This window comes from Microvirga guangxiensis, assembly GCF_900102135.1.
Classification (GTDB): domain Bacteria; phylum Pseudomonadota; class Alphaproteobacteria; order Rhizobiales; family Beijerinckiaceae; genus Microvirga; species Microvirga guangxiensis.
Genome location: NZ_FMVJ01000002.1, coordinates 563,001 through 582,231, shown reverse-complemented (window position 1 = coordinate 582,231; position 19,231 = coordinate 563,001). Strand labels below are relative to the sequence as shown.

The following is a 19,231-nucleotide window of genomic DNA, read 5'->3' as shown; positions in this document are numbered from 1 at the left end:
ATGATCGCGCTGAGGTGGGACAGTTGGCCCAAGCCGTGCAGGCGGCCACCGGCGAGAGCGTGGACCTGGCCTATGTCGATCAAGGCTATACAGGCGAGAGGGCCGCGGCGGCCGCCCGCGAGCATGGGATTGAGCTGGAGGTGGTCAAACTGCCTGAGGCCAAGCGCGGTTTCGTGCTGTTGCCGCGCCGGTGGGTGGTTGAGCGGACCTTCAGTTGGGCCACGCGCTTCCGTCGTTTGGTGCGCGATTACGAGCGCTTACCTCAAACTCTTGCTGACCTCCACGTCATCGCACTGGTCTGCATTATGTTAAGACAGGCCGTAAACTACATCGCAGTCCATAACAGCCTCTAAAGTGAGGTACGCCAGTAGCTCATCACATCCCGTACCGTGACCTCCCAAGGAATCGTTGGTTGCCATCCAAGTAAACCGCGAGCAGCTGATGCGTCACCGGTTGTTACGGGAGTATCGCTGGGGCGTAACCTTGCAGGATCCTGTCTGATTTGTATGGGAACGGTGGCTTGGCTGACGAGCTCTTCCAATATATCTCCAACTCGGCGAGGGCTGCCTGATGCAAGATTGAAAACCTTGCCGTAGAGGTTAGGAACCTCTTGGAACAATGCAAGTATATAAGCTGCCACTACGTCGCGCACGTCAAGGAAGTCTCTTTCTGCATCAAGGTTCCCAACCTCAATGACGGGTTTCTGAACCCCTTTCTCGATCCGAGCAATTTGTGAAGCAAACGCAGGGACAACAAAGGTATCACTTTGTCCCGGACCTGTGTGATTAAAGGGCCTAAACCGAACCGCGTTTAGGCCTTCGCGCACCATCTGCCCGATCATCAGATCTGCAGCTGCCTTGGAAGCGGCATACGCGTTAGTGGGGTCAAGGGGAGCACTCTCATCAACGGGCCCGTCCCACCATCCGAATGTGCCTCCATAGACCTCTGATGTGCCTGCAAAAATTACTTTAGCCCTAGGAGCAAAGCGCAATACTGCCTCAGCCACATTCATCGTGCCGCTAAGATTCACCTCCCACGCACGGCGCGGACTACGTCGAGCGTCCTGAACTGCAGTAACACCTGCGAGGTGGACGACACAGGTTGGCTGAATCGATGCAATGAGGGCCGATATCGCCTCTGCATCAATTAGATCGCACAGCACACTACTCTCGTTTGTGCTCGCAATAGCAACGGCGTTAGTGTGCCCCAGCGCGTATACTTGATCAACGCTGGAGAGTTTTGATCGCAAAGCTCGGAGCAGCCAGCTGCCAACGAAGCCACCTGCTCCGGTGACAAGAACACGCATACCTGGGGCGGAGCAGGTAACCATCATCAGAACCTTAGCGAACTAACGCCAAACGCTTGATGTCAGCATCGACCATTTCCCTGATCATTTCCTCCAGCGTCGTCTCTGCACTCCAGCCAAGCCTCTCCTCGGCCTTTGCGGGATTGCCAAGCAAGACGTCTACCTCCGCTGGCCGGAATAACTCTGGATCTATAATCAAATGTTCGTCCATCTTAAGTCCAGCATACTCGAACGCAATACGGCACATGTCTCGCACGGTGGTGGTACGGCCTGTTGCAACGACATAGTCGTCAGGCTTATCTTGCTGCAACATCAACCACATGGCTTTGACGTAATCGCGTGCATGCCCCCAATCGCGCTTTGCGTCAATGTTCCCTAGGCGCAGCTCCTGTGCGAGCCCCAGCTTAATACGAGCAACACTATCGGTCACCTTGCGGGTGACAAATTCGATACCACGCAGTGGGGACTCATGATTGAATAGAATGCCACTGGATGCATGCATTCCAAAGCTCTCACGATAGTTGACTGTGATCCAGTGGCCATACAGCTTGGCAACGGCGTACGGCGAGCGAGGATAAAATGGCGTAGTCTCGCTCTGCATCTCTTCCTGAATCAGACCATACATCTCCGATGAGGAGGCTTGATAGAAACGGGCGTCGGGACAGACCAAGCGCATTGCCTCAAGCATATTAGTGACCGCTAGAGCTGTAACGTTTCCCGTCAGGATTGGCTGGCTCCAAGAGGATTTCACAAAGGACTGAGCTCCAAGATTGTAGATTTCATCCGGTTTGATGTCGCCAAGCGCTCGTACGAGGCTCGACAGATCTGTGAGATTGCCATCGACGAGTTTTACTTGGTCGGCAATGCCGAGCCAGCGAAGCCGCACATCGTTGACATCTGCCGTGCTTGATCGCCGGATTAGCCCATATACCTCGTATCCTTTGCTAAGAAGTAGCTGAGACAGGTATGCGCCGTCTTGCCCTGTGATGCCAGTTATGAACGCTTTCTTCATTGGTTTATCCCAACTGTAGATTTAATCTGGGCGTGACATATGCCCTGCACTTAACCTTAGCGCAAGCCATCGCTCTCAAAAGTGCCAATCAAACCGATCGGTGCTTGCTTAGGCCCTTATCCTAGGATTAAAGTAATGTTGTTTCCCTGGGGTGAAAACTTATCCATTAGCTCGACTCTAGTCGGACGGAGCGCATCTCTCATGCGGCCTGTTGCCTTGCCTGCAGTCCTGCATAGTATTCCCGACCGATAAATTGCTACTCAGGCTTCCACGCGAGTAAATTGATCGGAATCTATACTTTGGCTTAGCGCGACCTTTACCTTCCTTGGACGAGCTCTCTGAGCTTCGTGATTAGCTCTTCCTGCTCCTTAATCAGATGATCTCGATATGAGATTTCACTGCGAAGACGGTCGATAAACTGTTCCTGTTCTTGAACCAATTTACTAACGTGCGGATCAAGCCCACCGGATGCTGATGTTGAAGTCTCCGCCATCAACTTGAGAAGGTCAGCTCCAGGCACAGCTTCACTCGGAGAAAATGTCTTGGCAACCAGCTCTCGTGTGCTTTCCGAAGGTGCCGCCCACCCGTTATCTTTGGCAGGGTACCGATCGGATTTTTTGAGAGCCACGTGCACAGAACAAAACAAATAACCCTCGTGATAAAGTACAAGATTAGGATAGTGCGCAATTTTCTTCTCGGCAGAAAACTCGCCACTGGTGCCTCGTAAAAAGGGGACGAGATCGCGACGAACCTTAAGTGTTGCATCTGAGATACTGGTATCTAGCTCATCAATGGGCTCTAGTCCGCTCGCCTCAATAATGTACTTTTCGAGCTTTTCATTTGTGAATAGAATTACATTGGGGTCCCAGCCGTCCGAGCCTGGTGGTCCAGCAAGCTTGAACTCTGTTGCAATGGTCGCAACCCCGCCGGGCTTTAGTACTCTGCCGATTTCGTAGGCTGCGTTCGCCACGTATTCAAGAGATCCGAAATGTTCAATAGACCCAGATGAGTAAATGCCGTCGAAGAACTTATCTGGGAATCTGAGGACCCGCGCATCCATATGAAGTGGTACCAGACGGGACTGATCAAACTCGTACGGTGAGAATAGAGCTGGATTCGCAAGAAATCCCAGGGGCGCTACGTCCACCCATTGTTTTGACGCTGCGTAGATGTCAGTGGCAAAAACCTGCTCGACATGCCGGGTAAGATAGAACGAGGTCACTTCTGTCCCCGCACCAACTCCCAGGATTTTGGAGGAACGGTTCAGTAACCCTGTATCGCGAAGTGTTCGGACTGACATTGCGATCTCCCACTGCTTGGAGTCAGCAACGCCATTCGGGTATCCTTGCGGGAAGGCACCGATTTCGTAAAAAAAGATCTCACGAATAAGATCAGAGATCGCGGGATCATCGAAATCTTCAAGGCTGCAGACTTTATTGTAGGGAATCATTGCTTCCTCGGCGCTTCAGAAAGATAGTCGGCACGCATAGCGTCTAGCGTGCCGTTGGAGAGGAACCACTTTCGCGCGGACATTGCATGCGCCTTTAGCGTCGCAGGATCAGATGCAAAACCAATGAGTAACGCACTCAGTTGCTTTAGGGCAGTTTCCCCAGGTGTTACACGCGGACAAACCTCTTCAGGAATCTCGCGCCATTCTGGGATGTCGCTAATTATGGTCGGTTTGCCGGCGGCAAGAGCCCTAACCAAGATTGCGGACATCCCAAGACGACTCGGCCAACGGATGTTCACCACAACATCGACCAGTGCCATGAGAGCATGAAATGCATTCGGAGACGCATAATCGATTAGAGCTATTCGCTCACCAAATCTACTTTCCTTTGTCAGCGCCTCAAGCTTCTGCCTGTACTCAGCGTCATAAGCTCGGCCAACTATCAGAAGGACGGAAGTTGGATACTGGTTGCAAAGTTCCTCAAAGGCCCGAGCGACAAGATCTAACCGCTTCCACTTGTCTACTATGCCAAAGCAACCAATGCACAGGGCATTAGGCTTAATCCCAAGTGCTTGCCGCCATGACTGCATAGGCAAGTGGCGGACCTTAGGTAACATGTCAGTCGCACCCATACGTATTGTGCGGGTATTAGCGTCTGGATACTCTTCTTTCAACTGAGAGCGAAGCGGCTCAGTGTGGACCAAAAGCGAGTCTGTCGACTCAACTAGCCACCGTAATAGCTTATGTCGGTCAAAAAAACCGTCCAAGACGTCCCGTGGCGGATCCCGGAACTGCGCAAGCATACGCCCGTACTCTTTATGCGCATGCTCTCCCTCTGGTAAGACGACCTTGTCTTCGAACTCGTTTAGAGCGTCACCACCCTTGGCCAGAAAATAAAAACCCAACGACATCGAGAGATCATGGAGTACAACAGTCCCACGATGCCTACGGATTGGCTCGTACATGAACTGCTGATAGCTCCGCCCGCCCATTTGGAAAATGTTCATAGTCGGCTCGGGCAACAGATCAAAATCGCGAGGGTGGCGATACCGTGCGCAAGTCGGGATAAAAGCGTCTGGGCGGTACTTTCCATCTACATAAACATCCACATCATGGGTCGCCGCCAGTGCGTCGACTAGTTCTCGCGAATAATCAGCGACGCCGCAGTCCAAGGGCGGCATTGAACTCCAGATTGCCGCAATCGGGCGCCTATCTGGAGATGCCCGGCACTCGGACCGAGCCACCCGCTTATATGCTTCGTATGTAGCTGTCCCTAGTGCCGTCGGATCATGAAAAAGGCGGGCGCGGGTTATAGCCCTTTGTTTAAGTTCTGCTCTTAAGCCTCTGTCAGTCGCTAATGTTACTATAGCTTGCGCCATTTCCTCTACGTTGATTGGATCCACAAGGAGCGCAGCATCTCCCGCAATTTCAGGCAGAGAAGATGAGGTAGTCGTAATTACGGCCGCTCCGCAGCTCAATGCTTCGGCTACGGGATAGCCAAATCCCTCGTAGAGAGAAGGCTGCACAACAAAATCAGCGCGATTGTAGAGGTAGGCAAGTTCCTCCTCGGAGACAGCAGCGATAGGAATGACATTTAAAGGTGTCCCGAATTGACGAATGAATTCAAGCCGGGCCCCCTCACTTGGAAGGACGATAACAAGTGGTATCTCTCGCCCAATTAGGCTTAGAGATTGCATATAGGCTTCTAGCAGAGTTTTGACGTTTTTACTTCTGTGGATCCCTGTTACGCTCAAAATAAAGCGCTGGCTTAGATCAATATCTTTCAGAGACGGAGCTGAAAATGAATTAAGCTCTTCTGGATTGATTTTTCTAAATCGATCCTCAACTAAAGGATATACGATTTGCGTTTTTGCCAAATCGTATCCTGTATATAAATATAGATCTCTCGCGGCCGACTCTGAAATCGCTATGACACCATCCGACCTAATAACATTTTGCAGGCACTGGGTATGGAATGCTCTTGCCGCATGTGAGGTGAAGTAGTCTTTCGGGAAAATTAATGGGATTGCATCATAGAAAGTTGATACTACCCCGCATACTGATACAGATGCGTATTGTGGTGTCATAAACGGAGTAGAATTGTGAAATACGTCAATTTTTAAAAGATTTCAGAAGCGTCTGAAGCCGGTGCGAGTATTCAAGTAAAGCATCAAAACTTGAAAGCTGCGATAGGCTTAAATCATATCCGTCAACTGAGACTGGAACGATTTGGACGCGACTTTCGGATATCCAGTCGTGAAGCATTGAAGATTTATCGATTTGCCCGTGCATGAGCAGAAAAATCTCAACGCCGCGATCAAGCTGAAGTACTTCTCGAACCTGCTGCTGAGTGTAACGCCCCATACCTCGCATGGCAGCATCGGTCGAGAGTACCTTGAAGTCTACAGCGATACGCACTCTCGTTCCCCTTGGAAACTGCCGTACACAAGGCTTGATGCAGCCTACGATGGTCTTGTAGCGACAGGATTCCCTTACCCGTAAGTTCCCTGATAATCGTGTAATACCTATCCAGTGGGGTGGTGAGACGCAAGTGGTTACTCGCACTCGGATTGGCAAGCGTGACGTCATTCATTGCTCGCCTGTGACCTGCTATGGAGATTTCCTCTAGATGAGGTTAGAGTTCGCTGGTTGATTGCGCTGCAGCTGATGTGAGCCCGTAAAACTGGGTCGCTTTTGGCTAGACTTTTCCGCGCTAGGATACCGGGCTGGTAATGGAGCGGAGAGCCATGAAAGCCTCGCAGTTTTCGCTTCGCGGACCTTCGGTTCAGACGCCCAGAAGGCGTTCATCTCAAGCAGGGCCAGGACGGCGTGCCGGTGGCGGAGATCTGCCGCAAGGCCGGGATCAGCCAGGCAACCTACTTCAGCTGGAAGAAGTATGACGGTCTGCTGCCGCCGGAGATGCGCCGCCACAAGCAGCTTGAGGAGGAGAACGCCAGGCTGAAGAAGATCGTCGCCGATCTGACGCTGGATCGCGAGATGCTGCAGGATGTCATCCGCCGAGAACTCTAAGGCCTGCTCGCAAGCGCAAGCTGGTGGAGGGGGTGCGTGGCGAGTGGGGTGTGTCGATCCGGCGGGTGTGCCGGGTGCTCGACGTGGACACCTCGACTTACCACTACTAATCCCGTCGCCCCGAGCAGGCCGACCTCGAGCGGCGGATCCGGGAGATTTGCCAGATGCGGGTGCGGTATGGCTACCGGCGCGTTCATACTCTGCTGCGCCGTGAGGGCTGGCGCGCCAATCACAAGAAGACCCGGCGGATCTACAAGGAGTTGGGGCTGCAACTGCGCAGCAAGACACCGAAGCGGCGGTTCAAGGCGAAGCTCCGGGAGGACCGCTGTGCCGCCACGCGGCCGAACGAGATCTGGGCGATGTACTTCGTGCACGACCAGCTGGCGACCGATAGAAGCTGTGGATCCTAACCATGGTGGACATCTTCTCGCGCTACTTACCGATCATCGATCCGCGCTTCAGCTACCGGGGTGAGGACGTGGTGCAGGTGTTGGAGCGGACCTGTGCTGAGACTGGCTATCCGACAACGATCTAGGTCGACCAGGGCTCGGAGTTTGTCAGCCGTGACCTAGATCTGTGGGCGTATGCCAGGGGTGTCATGCTGGGCTTCTCCCGCCCCGGAACGCCTACAGACAATGCGTACATCGAAGCGTTCAACAGCCGCCTGCGGGCAGAGTGCCTGAATGCCTCGTGGTTCCTCTCCATGGCCGATGCCCGGGAGCGGATCGAAGACTGGAGGAGAGATTACAATGAGACCAGACCGCATACTGCGCTCGGCGGCTTGACCCCGAGCGCCTTCGCCCGACAAACTTACCTAGCCCGGAAAGTTGCATAGACCGTGGATCACATATGGGGGCAGGTCCACCAGGACCGGAGAGTCTCACATGATCTGGTCCAACTTCTGGGATGCAGCCAGGGTCTTCCGCTCCTTTCCCAGCTAGAGAAAATACCGCGGAAAACTCTAACCCAAACTGATCCAGCGTTAAGGTATCAGATCAACTGATTGCTGCTTAAGTCTATCCAACCCGTCTCGCTTTGGCGTTCAATCAGTAATTTGGCTGACGCAGAAGACAACTCCGCAAGACGCCCTGGCTCTTCAAGGATGATTTGCACGCTGCGGCGGAAGCTAGCTGCATCAACTGTTTCGGCAACGACACCAGCTGTTCCGAAGCCGATCTGCTCTGGTAGCGCTCCTGAAGGCATGACCAGACATGGCATTGCCCACGAGAGTGCCTCAGCGACAACACCAGATTGGCTGGCTTCCGTATACGGACACAGGAGCAGGTGGTGAGTGGAGTAAAGGGTCATTGTTCGCTCATTGGAAATCCATCCCAACTCTAGCTCAACTTGCGGCCACTCGGAGAAGGTATGTCTGATCTCAGCCTCAAGAGGGCCTGAGCCAGCAATGGTCAGCTGCCAACCGGGAGAGGTTCGCAGAGGAGCCAGAGCTTGACCGAGAAGATCGAGGCCTTTGTACGGGAGGAGACGGCCATAAAACAGAAACCGGATCGGATCGCCCGCAGTCGCGCAAAAAGGTAGGTGTGTACGTTTCGTTGGGTAAACAGACTCCAACGAGAGTACGGATATTTTGCTGCGCGTTGATGGAATTCTCTCAGTCACCCGCTGAGCGACACTCTTGGACAGTACTACGATCTGATCCGCGCTCTTGAGCAAGAGGTCCTGGGTGACACGCTGCCAAAGGGCGGCATAGTCGCCTGGATGCGGTTCGGCATCATGGGCCACATATGCCACTCGAATCCCAAGTCTCTGCAGAGCATAGATGAAGGGCCACGCGAACGGTGAGTTCATCGTAATGATAACGACGTCGGGCCTGAGCATTGCAAGTTCGTTGGCATGCATCCGGAGGCGTTTGGGGAGACGCCATCCTGCGTGCCAAAGGGTCGAGAGATGCGGCCGCTCAAGCGTCAGAATAGGCAGGCCGGTCGCCCTAAAGGACACCATGTCATCGTTGCTGTCGGCCAGCGACAGAAACACATCAACGGGATCCTGCGACGCTTTTAAATGCTGGGCCAGAAGCAGTGTGAACAGGGAGCCGCCCCCCCGGCGTCCCCAGTAATGAAGGACAACCCGAGGCCGGACGGATGCAACGCCGGGCGCGCGGTTATTCGACATGCTGCCTGATCCTAGCTTCCAGACCGAGGCCTGCCTGCAACTGCTCGAGGGAGAAGATGCGCTGGGCGGCCTCAACGGAGGCCGCACCGCGACGCGAAACCTCCTCATGGTTCCGAGCTGCGCCTTTCATGGCTTCGACGGCAGCCGTCAGGTCGGGTTCAGCCCATCGGGCCCCCGCAAGTTCGTAGCGGCCCGTGGCGTCGATCACAGGCACCAGAGTGACCGGTACAGGCCAACCGGTCTCTAGCGAAATATACTCGGCGGTCGCTGACCAGTCTGTCGAAATCACCGGAATGCCACGGAGCATGGCCTCAGCGGGCAACAGCCCGAAGCCTTCGGAACGGTGAAGCGAGACGAAAACATCAAGGCCCCGCCACCATTCCTCCATGCGCGCAGGCGGAAAATCTCCACTCAGGACCTCCACAGGGGGGCCATCGGTTGCCGCCAGGGTCTGCAGCTGCGCAAACATAGCGGGATCAGCGCCGACATCCCGAAGCTTGATAGAGAGCGTAACGGCATCCCCGTGCCTGAAAGCCTGACGATAGGCTTGCAGCACCGCCAGCGGGTTCTTGCGGGCCGCAGTGGAGCCAAGATCCATCGCGGCACCGAAGCGGAGTGTGCCGCTCTTGCCCCTGGGGGCCAGAGGAGCCTGCGCGATGCCGATCGGATAGCGTAGGAGCCTGACAGGAAGGTCCATATGGCGCGCGAAGGTCTCCGTGCAAAAACGGCTTGGGCCGGCCAAGGCATGGACCAGCCGCGATTGCTCGATCCAGCTCTCGGGCAGGACCTCCAGATCCCACACCCAGCAGCCGATCCGGAGCTTGTCGGCGAGCATCGGGCGGCCAATCAGGGTGAGCGCGTGCCCCACATTGGGAGGCTGGACCGCCAAAAGAAGGGTACCGGGCCCGGTCGAGGGCGGTGGCAGGTCGGGGAGAGGGATCATGCTCTTTTGAGCGAGATCCTTCGACAGGTCGATGGCGCTCACCCGGTATCCCCCGGCGATGAGGCCGTAGAGAAGTTGCCGCGCGGCCTCGCCGAGACCAGTCGGAGCGCTCAGAGCGCCTGCGACAATAAATGGCTCGGCTGGCTCCCGCGGCGTTTTCTCCGTCCAGGTTGCCTTTGAGCTCACAGCCGTGGTGGCCTTTTCATAGACACGCCTGCGGGCCTGTGCCGGAAACAGGCGCCAGATACGGTGAAGGAGCGGGAGCAGGCTGACCATGATAGATATTTGCAATAATCCTGCAGGCTGAGTTGACGAAGAAGAGGCTGGTGTTTACGACGCGCCAAACTGAAAGAGAAGGGCAGAATATGAGCGAGGGCAGCACCAAGATCCTCCCTGTTGTGATGTGTGGCGGTTCTGGCACCCGGCTGTGGCCAGCCTCCCGCGACAGCATGCCGAAGCAGTTCATCGATCTGCTCGGTGAGCGCTCGACCTTCCAAACCGCGGTTCAGCGTGTCACGGCGCCGCAGGTGTTTCTGCGCCCCACCATCATCTCCAGCAACGATGTGCGCTTCATCGTGGCCGAGCAGCTGGCCCAGATCGGGGCCGAGGCCGATATCATCCTCGAGCCCGTCCAGCGCGACTCCGCCGCCGCGATCGCCGTGGCCGCCTGCCATGCCGCCCGTCACAACCCGGAGACGATCGTGCTCGTCATCGCGGCCGACCACGTAATCGACGATCCGGCGGCCTTCGTGGCCTCCTGTGAGGATGCCATTGGGCCAGCCGGCCAGGGGCACATTATGACCCTCGGCGTGGTGCCGCAATACCCGGCGACCAGCTACGGCTACATCCAGCCTGGCAAGCCGATCAAGAACACCGATGCCTTCCGCGTCGACCGCTTCGTGGAAAAGCCGAATGCGGAAACGGCGCAGGGCTATATCGACCAGGGCTTCCTCTGGAACAGCGGCAACTTCCTGTTCCGCGCCGACGTGATGATCGAGGAGCTGGAGCGCTTCCAGCCCGAGATCCTGGCCGCTGCACGGGAGGCTCTCGAAACCGCGACCGTCGACCTCGACTTCATCCGGCTCAACGATGAGGCCTTCAAGAAAGCCCCGAAAACCTCCATCGATTATGCCGTCATGGAGCGCACGGAGCGGGCGGGCGTGGTGCCGGTGTCGTTCCACTGGTCTGATATCGGCTCCTGGGGCGCCCTGTGGGACGCCTCGCCGCGCGACGAGGATGGCAATGCCCTGCGCGGCAACGTGGAAGTGGTGGAGGCCCGCAACAGCCTCATCCACAGTGACGAGATCCTCACCACGGTCGTCGGCCTCGACGATGTGGTCGTGGTGGCCAAGCCGGACGCGGTGCTGGTGACCTCGCGCAGCCGCTCCGAACTGGTGAAGGACCTTGTGGTCGCCATGCGCGCCAAGGCGCGCCCTGAGGCCAGCGAGCACCACCGCATGTACCGTCCCTGGGGCTGGTATCAGCGCATCGACCACGGCACGCGCTTCCAGGTGAAACGCATCATGGTGAAGCCGGGCGGGCGTCTCTCGCTGCAAAAGCATCACCACCGCGCCGAGCACTGGGTGGTAGTCAAGGGCACCGCCGAGGTGACCGTGAACGAGAACGTGAGCCTGATCCACGAGAACGAGTCAGTCTATATACCGATCGGCGCTATGCACCGCCTCGTCAATCCAGGCCGCATTCCGCTTGAGGTGATCGAGGTCCAGGTGGGAAGCTACACCGGTGAAGATGACATCATTCGCGTAGAAGACATCTACGGTCGTTAAAGCCGATTGTACGGGTCGCAAATTGGCTCCGGTCTCAAGCAGGCCGGAGCTTTTTCGGACGCAGGGGCTCTTCGGAAGCGTCGGGCAGCTCAAGGAAGATCGTCATCAAGTGTCGTGGCTCTGACCTAACGGGACGGTCACGATTACCGGGCAATCATTGCGTTTTCCCTCGAACCTGACAGGGTGACATAGCCAAAGCTCAATGCCCTCGGTCTGCAGGGAGCTTCACCTCTATGCCAGTTGCGGCACGCTGAGGGGGGCATGCTGAGGCAGCGCGCTGGTGTGCCATCTGTCTGCGCGCCTTACCCTGAAGCAAGTCGTCGTAAGGCGACAGGCGGTCGCCCCTTACGAGCGTCACACGTGGCTGCTCCAATCCGTCCCTCGGGCAAAGTGTGCTAGGAACTCGTCGCGCTAGCCTCGAAGAGGATTTCGTGCGCATTGCGGCTCCCTCGATCGGGCGACCGGACGACAATAGTCCAGGTGTGGGAGGTCCCTGTGACTTAAGCCTCTTGTGGAAGCATGCCATCGGGCTTGAGTAGTTCACTTTGAGATGAGCAGTGCCGTGTATCAAGTGAAGCGGAGGCAGGCCATTGCATGAAGCTCCTGCTGGAATCTCACCGCCTAACGATCCGTCCTGAAAGTGTCCTCTTCCATGGACTCCGTTTACCACTAGGCAGGGGCCGTTTCGACCCGTAAGCTCCAATGTCTTGGATCTTCTGCCGTTTAGCTTTGGCTGCTCGACGGTGATCATCCTGGGTTTTAACCATAGCGCAGGCCTCATGCGCCGGTCCCATATTCTCCAGTGTATCAGCTCCTCCCAGCTCAAGTGCCCGGATGTGTTCCGCTATCCACCGCTCGCGCGCGCCATCGATCCTGCGATCACAAAGTATGCATGTGCCGCCGGTTTGGCGTCATTTTCCGGCGGGGAGTTGTAACCACATCTTCAACTTCGATGTAGGGCATAGCCCACCCTAGTCGTGTGATGAAGGATTGAGACGGTCGAGAGCGTCGACCGCCAAGGCCTCCTCATTGAGAAGGGCAATGACCTGCTGAAACAAGTGCTCCCATTCAGCGCGTAATGTTTCGCACGAGGTAATTAGATCCATGAGTTGGCGCTCCCGGTCAGGATTTGGTGGAGCCAGGTGCACACGCATTCCTAGGGAAGCGACCGTCAAAAGATTTCCGTTAGCGGGTGTGTGTTTCGATACTGCCTGAGGGCTAGAAGACAGGGGATGCTTTGTTGTCATCGGGAAATTTCCTTCACGAGGGACTTTCCTACCTGGGTGATCCACATGGCGCGGAAGATGCTGTGCCTGCAGCGTCGTTCCTACGCCTATGTTCTTACGACGAAGCCTACGCTGCTTAAAATTCATTGCAGCTCTTGGCGAGAACAGCGGAATACGCCACAACGAATGCCAACGGTTGTGCCCTTTACTGGCGCAATGGCCCTTCTGGAAAGCAGCATAGTTGGCGAGCTGAAACTGGAGTCGTCTTTGATCGAAAAACAATCACTTGATATATTTCATATCATTTTGGACTTGAGCTGTCAATATGAGATCAAGTGATTGTTCTGCGATCACGGGGTCCCAGATCCGTGCTGCACGCGCGTTCTTACGATGGAGTGCTGAGGAGCTTGCAGCGCGAGCTCAGTTGGGGGTTGCCACAATTCGACGTGCAGAGGCTCAGGATGGTCCTGTCGCCATGACGCTGGCCAATGCAGGTGCTATTCAGCGTGCGTTTGAGACTGCCGGTATCCAGTTCATTCCAGAAAACGGCGGTGGGCCTGGTGTGCGACTGCGCCATCCAATCCAAGACGGTCCTAGCAAAGATCCAAACTCGTATCGCCGGGGCTCAACCAAATTCGGCTAAAGCGCCAGGTCTGGTCAGAAAGCGTGATGGCTCAGATGCATCCTCTTGCACCAGCTAAAGTCCAGAGGTGACTTAAACAGATCAGAATTACACTATGGTGTAGGATCAGGGGCGCAGACAGCCGAGACTTCAGACCGTTGCTAACGAGATCGCCATCTCAAATGTGCGCACTTCACCTGGACCGATCAGAGCGATGCCTGGCTTCTCAGCGAACTCACCAATGAAGTTTTCGGGGTCGGCATAGCCATGCCAGGGCTCGATGCAAATGAATCCTGCCCCAGGTTTTGTCCAAATGCCCAAGTGAGGCAATCCTGGAAAGGCGACGCGGATTGAGCGCTGACCTGGCACCCCGTAGGACAAAAGCTGGCTATTGAGCTGATCGAACACAATCGCGCCTGTATCAAACAAATGATCGCCCAGAACCAGCCGATTCCCAGTCACCGGTGTGGGGTGTGGGGTTGTCTCAATCAGGCCATCGCGAGACCGCCGTGTCGGTTCAGGCTCTGGAACCTCGAAGCGGATCTCGTGTGCCTCGCGCGCGCCGTCATAGGGCAACGGCCAGCGGAATGCGGGATGGAAGCCGAAGGATACTGGCATAACAGGGCGCCCAGCATTCATGACTACGGCTTGCACAAGAAGGGTAGAGCCTTCGAGGCCGTAGATCACATCGAGCCCGAACTCGAAAGGATATTGCGCCCTGGTTGCCGCATTTGCGGAGAGGCGAAAATGACAGAACGCTTCACCCTTGGTGATCACCCCAAATAAGGAGGTGCGAGCAAAGCCATGCTGCTTCAGACCGTACTCTTGACCCATGATTCGCGCGCGATCGTTGCGCACCCGCCCCACAATGGGAAACAGGAGGGGAGATTTTCCAGTCCAAATAGCTGGGTTCCCGTCCCAGAGGAGATCGTGACCGTTTCGATCACGCAGGCGTACTAATTCCGCCCCCATCGTTGAAATCTGGGCTTCCAGCTCCGAACAGGCGATCGTAACCAACATGAAATCTTCGCACTCCTGATGCAGGAACAAAATTCTGGCTGAATCCACTCCGGAAGCAAGTCACGGATGCGGTGACCGCGATGTTTCGAGCAAAGATCAGCAATACGTCCAGCACCAGAGGTTCCCAGTTTGCCAGCATACAGCGACCGACCTGGGTTCGAAAGTTCGCGGGACGGGCAGCATGCCGACCCGGTCGGGAGTGGACCGACGCTGAGACGCTGGGTCACTCGATCTGCTCCAGTGTCTGCTGTGCCTCTCGAAGCAAAGCCCGAAGCGCCCGCCGTGTCTCGATCGCTTCCCGCGTGTACAGCCCATTTTTAAGAGCGTTGCGGTTGCCGATCGGAGCGCCCGACCCGGCGGCTCCACCGTGCATTCGGCAACGCTCTTTGCCATTGACCGCAGGGGCTCGGCAGCACCCGCCGGTGCGAGTTTTAGCCCTGCATCGGGGAGCCTTAAGCATCGCCAATCGGCTCATTGGAGCCTCGGCCCAAAGGTTGCTCGATCAGCTCATTGGCCCCGCCAAGGCCAATCGGGATCACTGGGCTTGACGTGAGTGCCGGGATCCTTGGCTCGTGAGCGGGCCTCTTGTGCTTTCGTGGCGGCTTGGCTTCCACGCTGCCAACGATGGCTTGACCACCAGACTGGACATTCACGGCCCCGACATTCACCTGTGGGGCTCCCTTGCCACGATGCCGGTTCAAACCATCGAGTTGCTGGAGGTAGATAGCCAGGAACTTGGACGCAAGGCGCAGATTGACCTCAGCGCCCGTCACATTAGCGCCTGCTTCTGCCGCTCGCTTGAGACATTCCATCGCTGCATTGTGCGTGCCAACCATCTGGCTCGCCAACAGTCCCTCGAAAATGTCCTGGGGCTTCATTTCATGAAGGACGGCAAGTGCAGCCACAGCCCTAGAGCCATCCTCGTCTTCAGATAGTGGGAACCATAGCGCTTCGACCACTTGCCTGAGAAGGCCGATCTGTACATCGTCGTTGCTGGTGCCAAAGATAGCGCCGAGGTTGGAAAGCGCGTTCTGAAGGGATTTGTTTTCGCTAAGCTGGCTCACGTTCCGTCTCCATAGGTTCGTTCAACGTCCACCAGATGTACCGCGTCATAGGAGTAGTGCGGCAGAGGCCAATGAAAACGGCCAAGTCTCATAACAGTGGATAAATCCCAATGCGACTGGGATGGTCACGCCGATGTTACGGGGCGACATGAGCAACCGTAGTGGCATCCTGCGGCCTTTGCATGGGGTTGATTTTCGAAATTTTTTGTCTTGGTGCCAGCTGGCCTTCGTCATGGAGTAGTGGCCCGTCCGCGCGGCACGAGAGAACTTTCATGTTCAAATGCACCAGAGCACACCTTCACCATGGAATTTTGCTCACCCGTCGGGGAATGAGAGCAATCACTCGTATCTCCGAACCAACCTCATGGGGTGTGCGAGATTGGCTGAACGACCCAATCGCCTCAAGCTCATTCCTCGCCAGCAAATCGAAATCCGTTTGGGCAGCCACAAGGCGACGCTGACATCGATCGCGTTGCGGATATCAGCGGCCGAAGGTGGTCTCTGATCAAGACTTCGTCTGAGGCTTCAATCTTAACAGGCGGGGTCCCCTTGTTGGGAGGGGCCACGCTTGTTGGACGAGTTCGGCGGATCAACGATGATCTCCGTCGAAAAATCACGGTTCTCCCCGGCCGGGATCATCACGATCCCGGGCTTGTCCTTAAACTCGCCTGCAAACCCAACGGGGTCGGCATAGCCCTGCCAGGGCTCGATGCAGACATAGCCCGCCCCAGGCTTCGTCCAGATGCCGAGATGCGGCATATCCGGAAATGACACCGAAAGGGAGCGGCGACCGGGAACGCCATAGCGCACCGTACGGCTCTTGAGTTCGCTCCAGACAAGTGCTCCATCCTGAAACAGGCCATCATGCAGCGGCAGGCGGTCGCCTTGTAGGGGAGATGGACGCGAAGCCTCTCCAACCAATCCCTCCGCCAGCGTGTGCAGGGAGGCTGCCTCCGCCTTTTCAAAGCGGATCTCATGCGCCTCGCGCTTGCCGCCATAGGGCAGGGGCCAGCGCAGGGCTGGATGGAAGCCGAATGAGACCGGGATTGCTCGGTTTTCCAGATTGAAGACGGATGCAGTGAAGACCAGCCGGGCACCATCGACCCGGTAGGTCACGTCGAGCCTGAAATCGAAGGGATATTGCTCGCGCGTCTCGTCGCTCGCGCTCAGGCGGAGGCGGCAGCTCTCAGTGCCGGCATCGACGATGTCGAACGTGGATGCGCGGGCAAAGCCGTGCTGTTTCATGGAATAGGGGCGGCCCTCGATCAGAGTCCGGTCATCGCGCAGACGGCCAACGATGGGAAAGAGAAGAGGAGAGCGTCCGGTCCAGAACGTAGGTTCTCCATCCCACAAAAGGTCATGACCTGCTTCATCTTGAAGCGCCACCAGTTCGGCCCCAAGTCCGACAATTTGAGCCTTTAGGTGAGAGTTCGAGAGGGTTATGCGCATAGAGAGCCAGCCTAATTGGCAAGGAGAAATCTGTTAAATGAGACCCTACAGATATGCGGCTCTTGGGCAATGGATAGTTGGGCAGTGGTTGTAGTTGCTGGACGAGCCAGTGCTGCTCCGGATGATCTTTTGGCTCTCTTGCGAGTTGTGCTCCCTCTAGGGTTATTTCGAGGGAACAAGGCTGGATGGAATCCAATGGAGACATGCTCGACTGCCTGATCGTCGGCGGTGGACCGGCGGGCTTGACGACGGGGCTTTATCTGGCGCGGTTCAAGCGCCGTTTTCTGATCGTCGACAGCGGCACGCCGCGGGCGGCTTGGATTCCGACCAGCCACAACATTCCCATGTTCGCGGACGGCATTTCCGGCAAGGATCTCTTGGGCCGGGCGCGCGCCAATCTGGAGCAATACGGCAAATGCATCCGGGCAGGGCGGGTGACGGGCTTGAGCAAGCAGCCGGACCGCTTCATTGCCATGGTCGAGGACGATGAGGGCGGCACCAGCCAGATCTCGGCCCGGCGGGTGGTACTGGCGACCGGCGCGGTCGATATCGAGCCCGACCTGCCGGACGTGCCCAATGCCGTGCAGCGCGGATTGGTGCGCTATTGCCCCATCTGTGACGGCTTTGAATCCCGCGACCGTAAAATCGCTGTCATCGCCTATGGCGCTCACGGCATCGGCGAGGCCGTGTTCATCGCCCGCACCTATTCTGACGACGTTACGCTGCTCACCCTGGGCCAGCCTCTTGAACTGAATGCCGACCAATGGTCCAAGCTCGACGAGCACGGCATCAAGGTGGTCGAAACGCCTGTCCAGTCCCTCGACATGGAGAACGACAGGATCTCCGCGCTCCATTCAGGGGGCAAGGAGCATCGCTTCGATGTGCTCTATTCGGCGCTGGGCCTGAAGTACCGATCAGACCTCGCGCTGGCCTTGGGCGCCGAGCACGATGCGACAGGCAGCCTCACCGTCGACAGTCACTGCCAGACGAGCGTGAAAGGGCTGTATGCGGCGGGCGATATCGTGCGCGGCCTCGATCAGATCGTCGTGGGCATGGGGCACGCCGCCCATGCCGCCACGCATATTCACAACCACTGCGAACTGCCGACGGAGGATGAGCCGGGCGGCGCCTGATCGAGGTCAGGTAAGAGCCTTCGCAACCAGGGGCAGGCTCACATCCATGCGGTAATCCACCGAGGAGTGGTTGTCGGGGAATTCCTCATAAACGTGCGCGATGCCGGCGGTCTCAAGTTTCCGGTGCAATTGGCGCGAGCCATAGACCATGTTGTACTGATCGATGTCGCCGCAATCGATGTAGAAGGCCTTCAGCTTGCGCAGGTTGTCCTGGCATTGCGTGTCATCAACCATGCGCAATGGGTCCCAGCGCAGCCAGTTCGCCCAACGCTCCTCGATCATCTCGCAGGTGTGCAGATCCACCGGAAGACGAATACCGCAAAATTGGCTCGGATCAGGATCGAAGCTCGCGGCCTGCGCGAGGATCATCAGCACATGCCAGTCCTGATCCTTGGCCTTCGGGCCTTTGGCGAACTTGTCGAGGAAGGTCTCGACGGACATGCCATAGCCCGCGAGGTGGCGCAGCGCGCCTGCGAACTCGCCGAGATGGTAGAGATATTCAAAACCCACATCCCCGGAGTGAGAGGCCGCCGCTGCCCACACCGAGCCGCCATGGCGCATGGCATGGACAAGAGAGCCATAGCCGCCTGAACTCTTGCCGAACACCCCGCGCCGCCCGTCTCCGCCGCAGCCGAAGCGGCTCTCGACGCAGGGCAGCATCTCGCGGATGAGGAAGGTCTCCCACGGGCCCATGGCGGCGCTGTCGACATATTGGTTGCCGCCGAGGCGGGTGAAGCAATCGGGAAACGCGACCATCACCGGAGGCATAGCCCCCGTGCCGATCAGGCGATCGAGCCGCTCAGGGACGTTCTCGCCGTAGTTCTTCCAATTGGTGTGGCCAGGCCCGCCCGCCGTATAGCCCACGAGGTCTACGAGAAGAGGGAGGCCGCGGCCGTCATGGCCTGCCGGGACATAGACGTCGACCCGCCGCATTGTGGGATCGCCGAGAAGATTGCCTTTCAGGCACTCGCTGTCGATCCGGAGGGAGTGCACCACGCCTTCCGGCACGTTGTGGTCCTTGCGCATCGCTGTTCCTCGTTGCTCATGGGGCGGACA

18 protein-coding genes and 1 pseudogene are annotated in these 19,231 nt (G+C 57.0%); 5 read left to right on the top strand and 14 right to left on the bottom strand.

Annotated elements, in window-relative coordinates; genetic code table 11:
* A partial coding sequence (locus BLP10_RS02775; protein WP_139165425.1) for a transposase occupies window positions 1-353 on the top strand: 353 nt, incomplete at its 5' end.
* On the opposite strand, the gene BLP10_RS02770 is transcribed toward BLP10_RS02775, so the two are convergent.
* The 5 genes from BLP10_RS02770 to BLP10_RS22780 all read right to left on the bottom strand — a co-directional run bounded on the left by BLP10_RS02770 (window position 350) and on the right by BLP10_RS22780 (window position 6,186).
* Complete coding sequence (locus BLP10_RS02770; RefSeq protein WP_244510358.1) at window positions 350-1,333, bottom strand: GDP-mannose 4,6-dehydratase; 984 nt, start codon at window positions 1,331-1,333, stop codon at window positions 350-352. The two genes, BLP10_RS02775 and BLP10_RS02770, sit on opposite strands and share 4 nt — an antisense overlap.
* Before the next feature lie 7 nt (window positions 1,334-1,340).
* A complete protein-coding gene (gene gmd / locus BLP10_RS02765) occupies window positions 1,341-2,318 on the bottom strand; it encodes a GDP-mannose 4,6-dehydratase (protein ID WP_091129453.1) in 978 nt (325 codons plus the stop codon).
* Between the two features lie 316 nt (window positions 2,319-2,634).
* Complete coding sequence (locus BLP10_RS02760; protein WP_091129450.1) at window positions 2,635-3,768, bottom strand: class I SAM-dependent methyltransferase; 1,134 nt, start codon at window positions 3,766-3,768, stop codon at window positions 2,635-2,637.
* Window positions 3,765-5,645 carry a glycosyltransferase gene (locus BLP10_RS02755; RefSeq protein WP_175493750.1) on the bottom strand — a complete coding sequence of 627 codons (1,881 nt, stop codon included), beginning with the start codon at window positions 5,643-5,645 and terminating at the stop codon, window positions 3,765-3,767. Before BLP10_RS02755 ends, BLP10_RS02760 begins: the two co-directional genes overlap by 4 nt.
* A gap of 235 nt (window positions 5,646-5,880) precedes the next feature.
* Window positions 5,881-6,186 carry a hypothetical protein gene (locus BLP10_RS22780; RefSeq protein WP_139165416.1) on the bottom strand — a complete coding sequence of 102 codons (306 nt, stop codon included), beginning with the start codon at window positions 6,184-6,186 and terminating at the stop codon, window positions 5,881-5,883.
* A 388-nt stretch (window positions 6,187-6,574) separates the two neighbouring features.
* Between BLP10_RS22780 and BLP10_RS02745 the strand changes: the two are divergent.
* Window positions 6,575-7,633: pseudogene (locus BLP10_RS02745) on the top strand (IS3 family transposase); the annotation flags it as partial.
* Between the two features lie 155 nt (window positions 7,634-7,788).
* On the opposite strand, the gene BLP10_RS02740 reads toward BLP10_RS02745, so the two are convergent.
* Entirely contained in the window at window positions 7,789-8,931 is a 1,143-nt protein-coding gene (locus tag BLP10_RS02740) for a glycosyltransferase family 4 protein (protein WP_175493749.1), read from the bottom strand.
* Complete coding sequence (locus BLP10_RS02735; protein WP_091129432.1) at window positions 8,921-10,150, bottom strand: glycosyltransferase family 4 protein; 1,230 nt, start codon at window positions 10,148-10,150, stop codon at window positions 8,921-8,923. Before BLP10_RS02735 ends, BLP10_RS02740 begins: the two co-directional genes overlap by 11 nt.
* 89 nt (window positions 10,151-10,239) lie before the next feature.
* Between BLP10_RS02735 and BLP10_RS02730 the strand changes: the two genes are divergently transcribed.
* Window positions 10,240-11,661, top strand: a complete 1,422-nt coding sequence (locus BLP10_RS02730; RefSeq protein WP_091129429.1) for a mannose-1-phosphate guanylyltransferase/mannose-6-phosphate isomerase — start codon at window positions 10,240-10,242, stop codon at window positions 11,659-11,661.
* A gap of 614 nt (window positions 11,662-12,275) precedes the next feature.
* Here the strand turns inward: BLP10_RS02730 and BLP10_RS23995 are convergent.
* Together BLP10_RS23995 and BLP10_RS23815 are read right to left on the bottom strand one after the other, a co-directional pair.
* A complete protein-coding gene (locus tag BLP10_RS23995; protein ID WP_139165424.1) occupies window positions 12,276-12,551 on the bottom strand; it encodes an HNH endonuclease in 276 nt (91 codons plus the stop codon).
* 81 nt (window positions 12,552-12,632) lie between these two features.
* Window positions 12,633-12,767 carry a hypothetical protein gene (locus tag BLP10_RS23815; protein ID WP_280141065.1) on the bottom strand — a complete coding sequence of 45 codons (135 nt, stop codon included), beginning with the start codon at window positions 12,765-12,767 and terminating at the stop codon, window positions 12,633-12,635.
* 186 nt (window positions 12,768-12,953) lie between these two features.
* On the opposite strand from BLP10_RS23815, the gene BLP10_RS23360 reads away from it, so the two are divergent.
* The gene (locus BLP10_RS23360) at window positions 12,954-13,226 is read left to right on the top strand and encodes a hypothetical protein (protein ID WP_210183584.1); all 273 of its coding nucleotides are present in this window, start codon (window positions 12,954-12,956) and stop codon (window positions 13,224-13,226) included.
* Window positions 13,227-13,659: 433 nt separating this feature from the next.
* Here BLP10_RS23360 and BLP10_RS02715 read toward each other — a convergent pair whose 3' ends face one another.
* The 4 genes from BLP10_RS02715 to BLP10_RS02700 all read right to left on the bottom strand — a co-directional run bounded on the left by BLP10_RS02715 (window position 13,660) and on the right by BLP10_RS02700 (window position 17,042).
* Window positions 13,660-14,529, bottom strand: coding sequence for an aldose 1-epimerase family protein (locus tag BLP10_RS02715; protein WP_091129418.1), 870 nt, complete (start codon window positions 14,527-14,529; stop codon window positions 13,660-13,662).
* Window positions 14,530-14,752: 223 nt separating this feature from the next.
* On the bottom strand, window positions 14,753-14,989 hold the full coding sequence (locus tag BLP10_RS23810; protein ID WP_091129415.1) for an HGGxSTG domain-containing protein: 237 nt from the start codon (window positions 14,987-14,989) through the stop codon (window positions 14,753-14,755).
* Window positions 14,982-15,593 (bottom strand): hypothetical protein, encoded by a 612-nt coding sequence (locus BLP10_RS02705; RefSeq protein ID WP_091129413.1) that lies wholly within the window; start codon window positions 15,591-15,593, stop codon window positions 14,982-14,984. Before BLP10_RS02705 ends, BLP10_RS23810 begins: the two co-directional genes overlap by 8 nt.
* Window positions 15,594-16,124: 531 nt before the next feature.
* The gene (locus BLP10_RS02700) at window positions 16,125-17,042 is read right to left on the bottom strand and encodes an aldose 1-epimerase family protein (RefSeq protein WP_091129409.1); all 918 of its coding nucleotides are present in this window, start codon (window positions 17,040-17,042) and stop codon (window positions 16,125-16,127) included.
* A gap of 185 nt (window positions 17,043-17,227) precedes the next feature.
* On the opposite strand from BLP10_RS02700, the gene BLP10_RS02695 reads away from it, so the two are divergent.
* Window positions 17,228-18,175, top strand: a complete 948-nt coding sequence (locus BLP10_RS02695) for an NAD(P)/FAD-dependent oxidoreductase (protein ID WP_091129405.1) — start codon at window positions 17,228-17,230, stop codon at window positions 18,173-18,175.
* Window positions 18,176-18,181: 6 nt separating this feature from the next.
* Here BLP10_RS02695 and BLP10_RS02690 read toward each other — a convergent pair whose 3' ends face one another.
* Window positions 18,182-19,201: an alpha/beta hydrolase gene (locus BLP10_RS02690; RefSeq protein ID WP_091129402.1), complete on the bottom strand. Its 1,020-nt coding sequence runs from the start codon at window positions 19,199-19,201 to the stop codon at window positions 18,182-18,184.
* Between the last annotated feature and the right edge of the window lie 30 nt (window positions 19,202-19,231).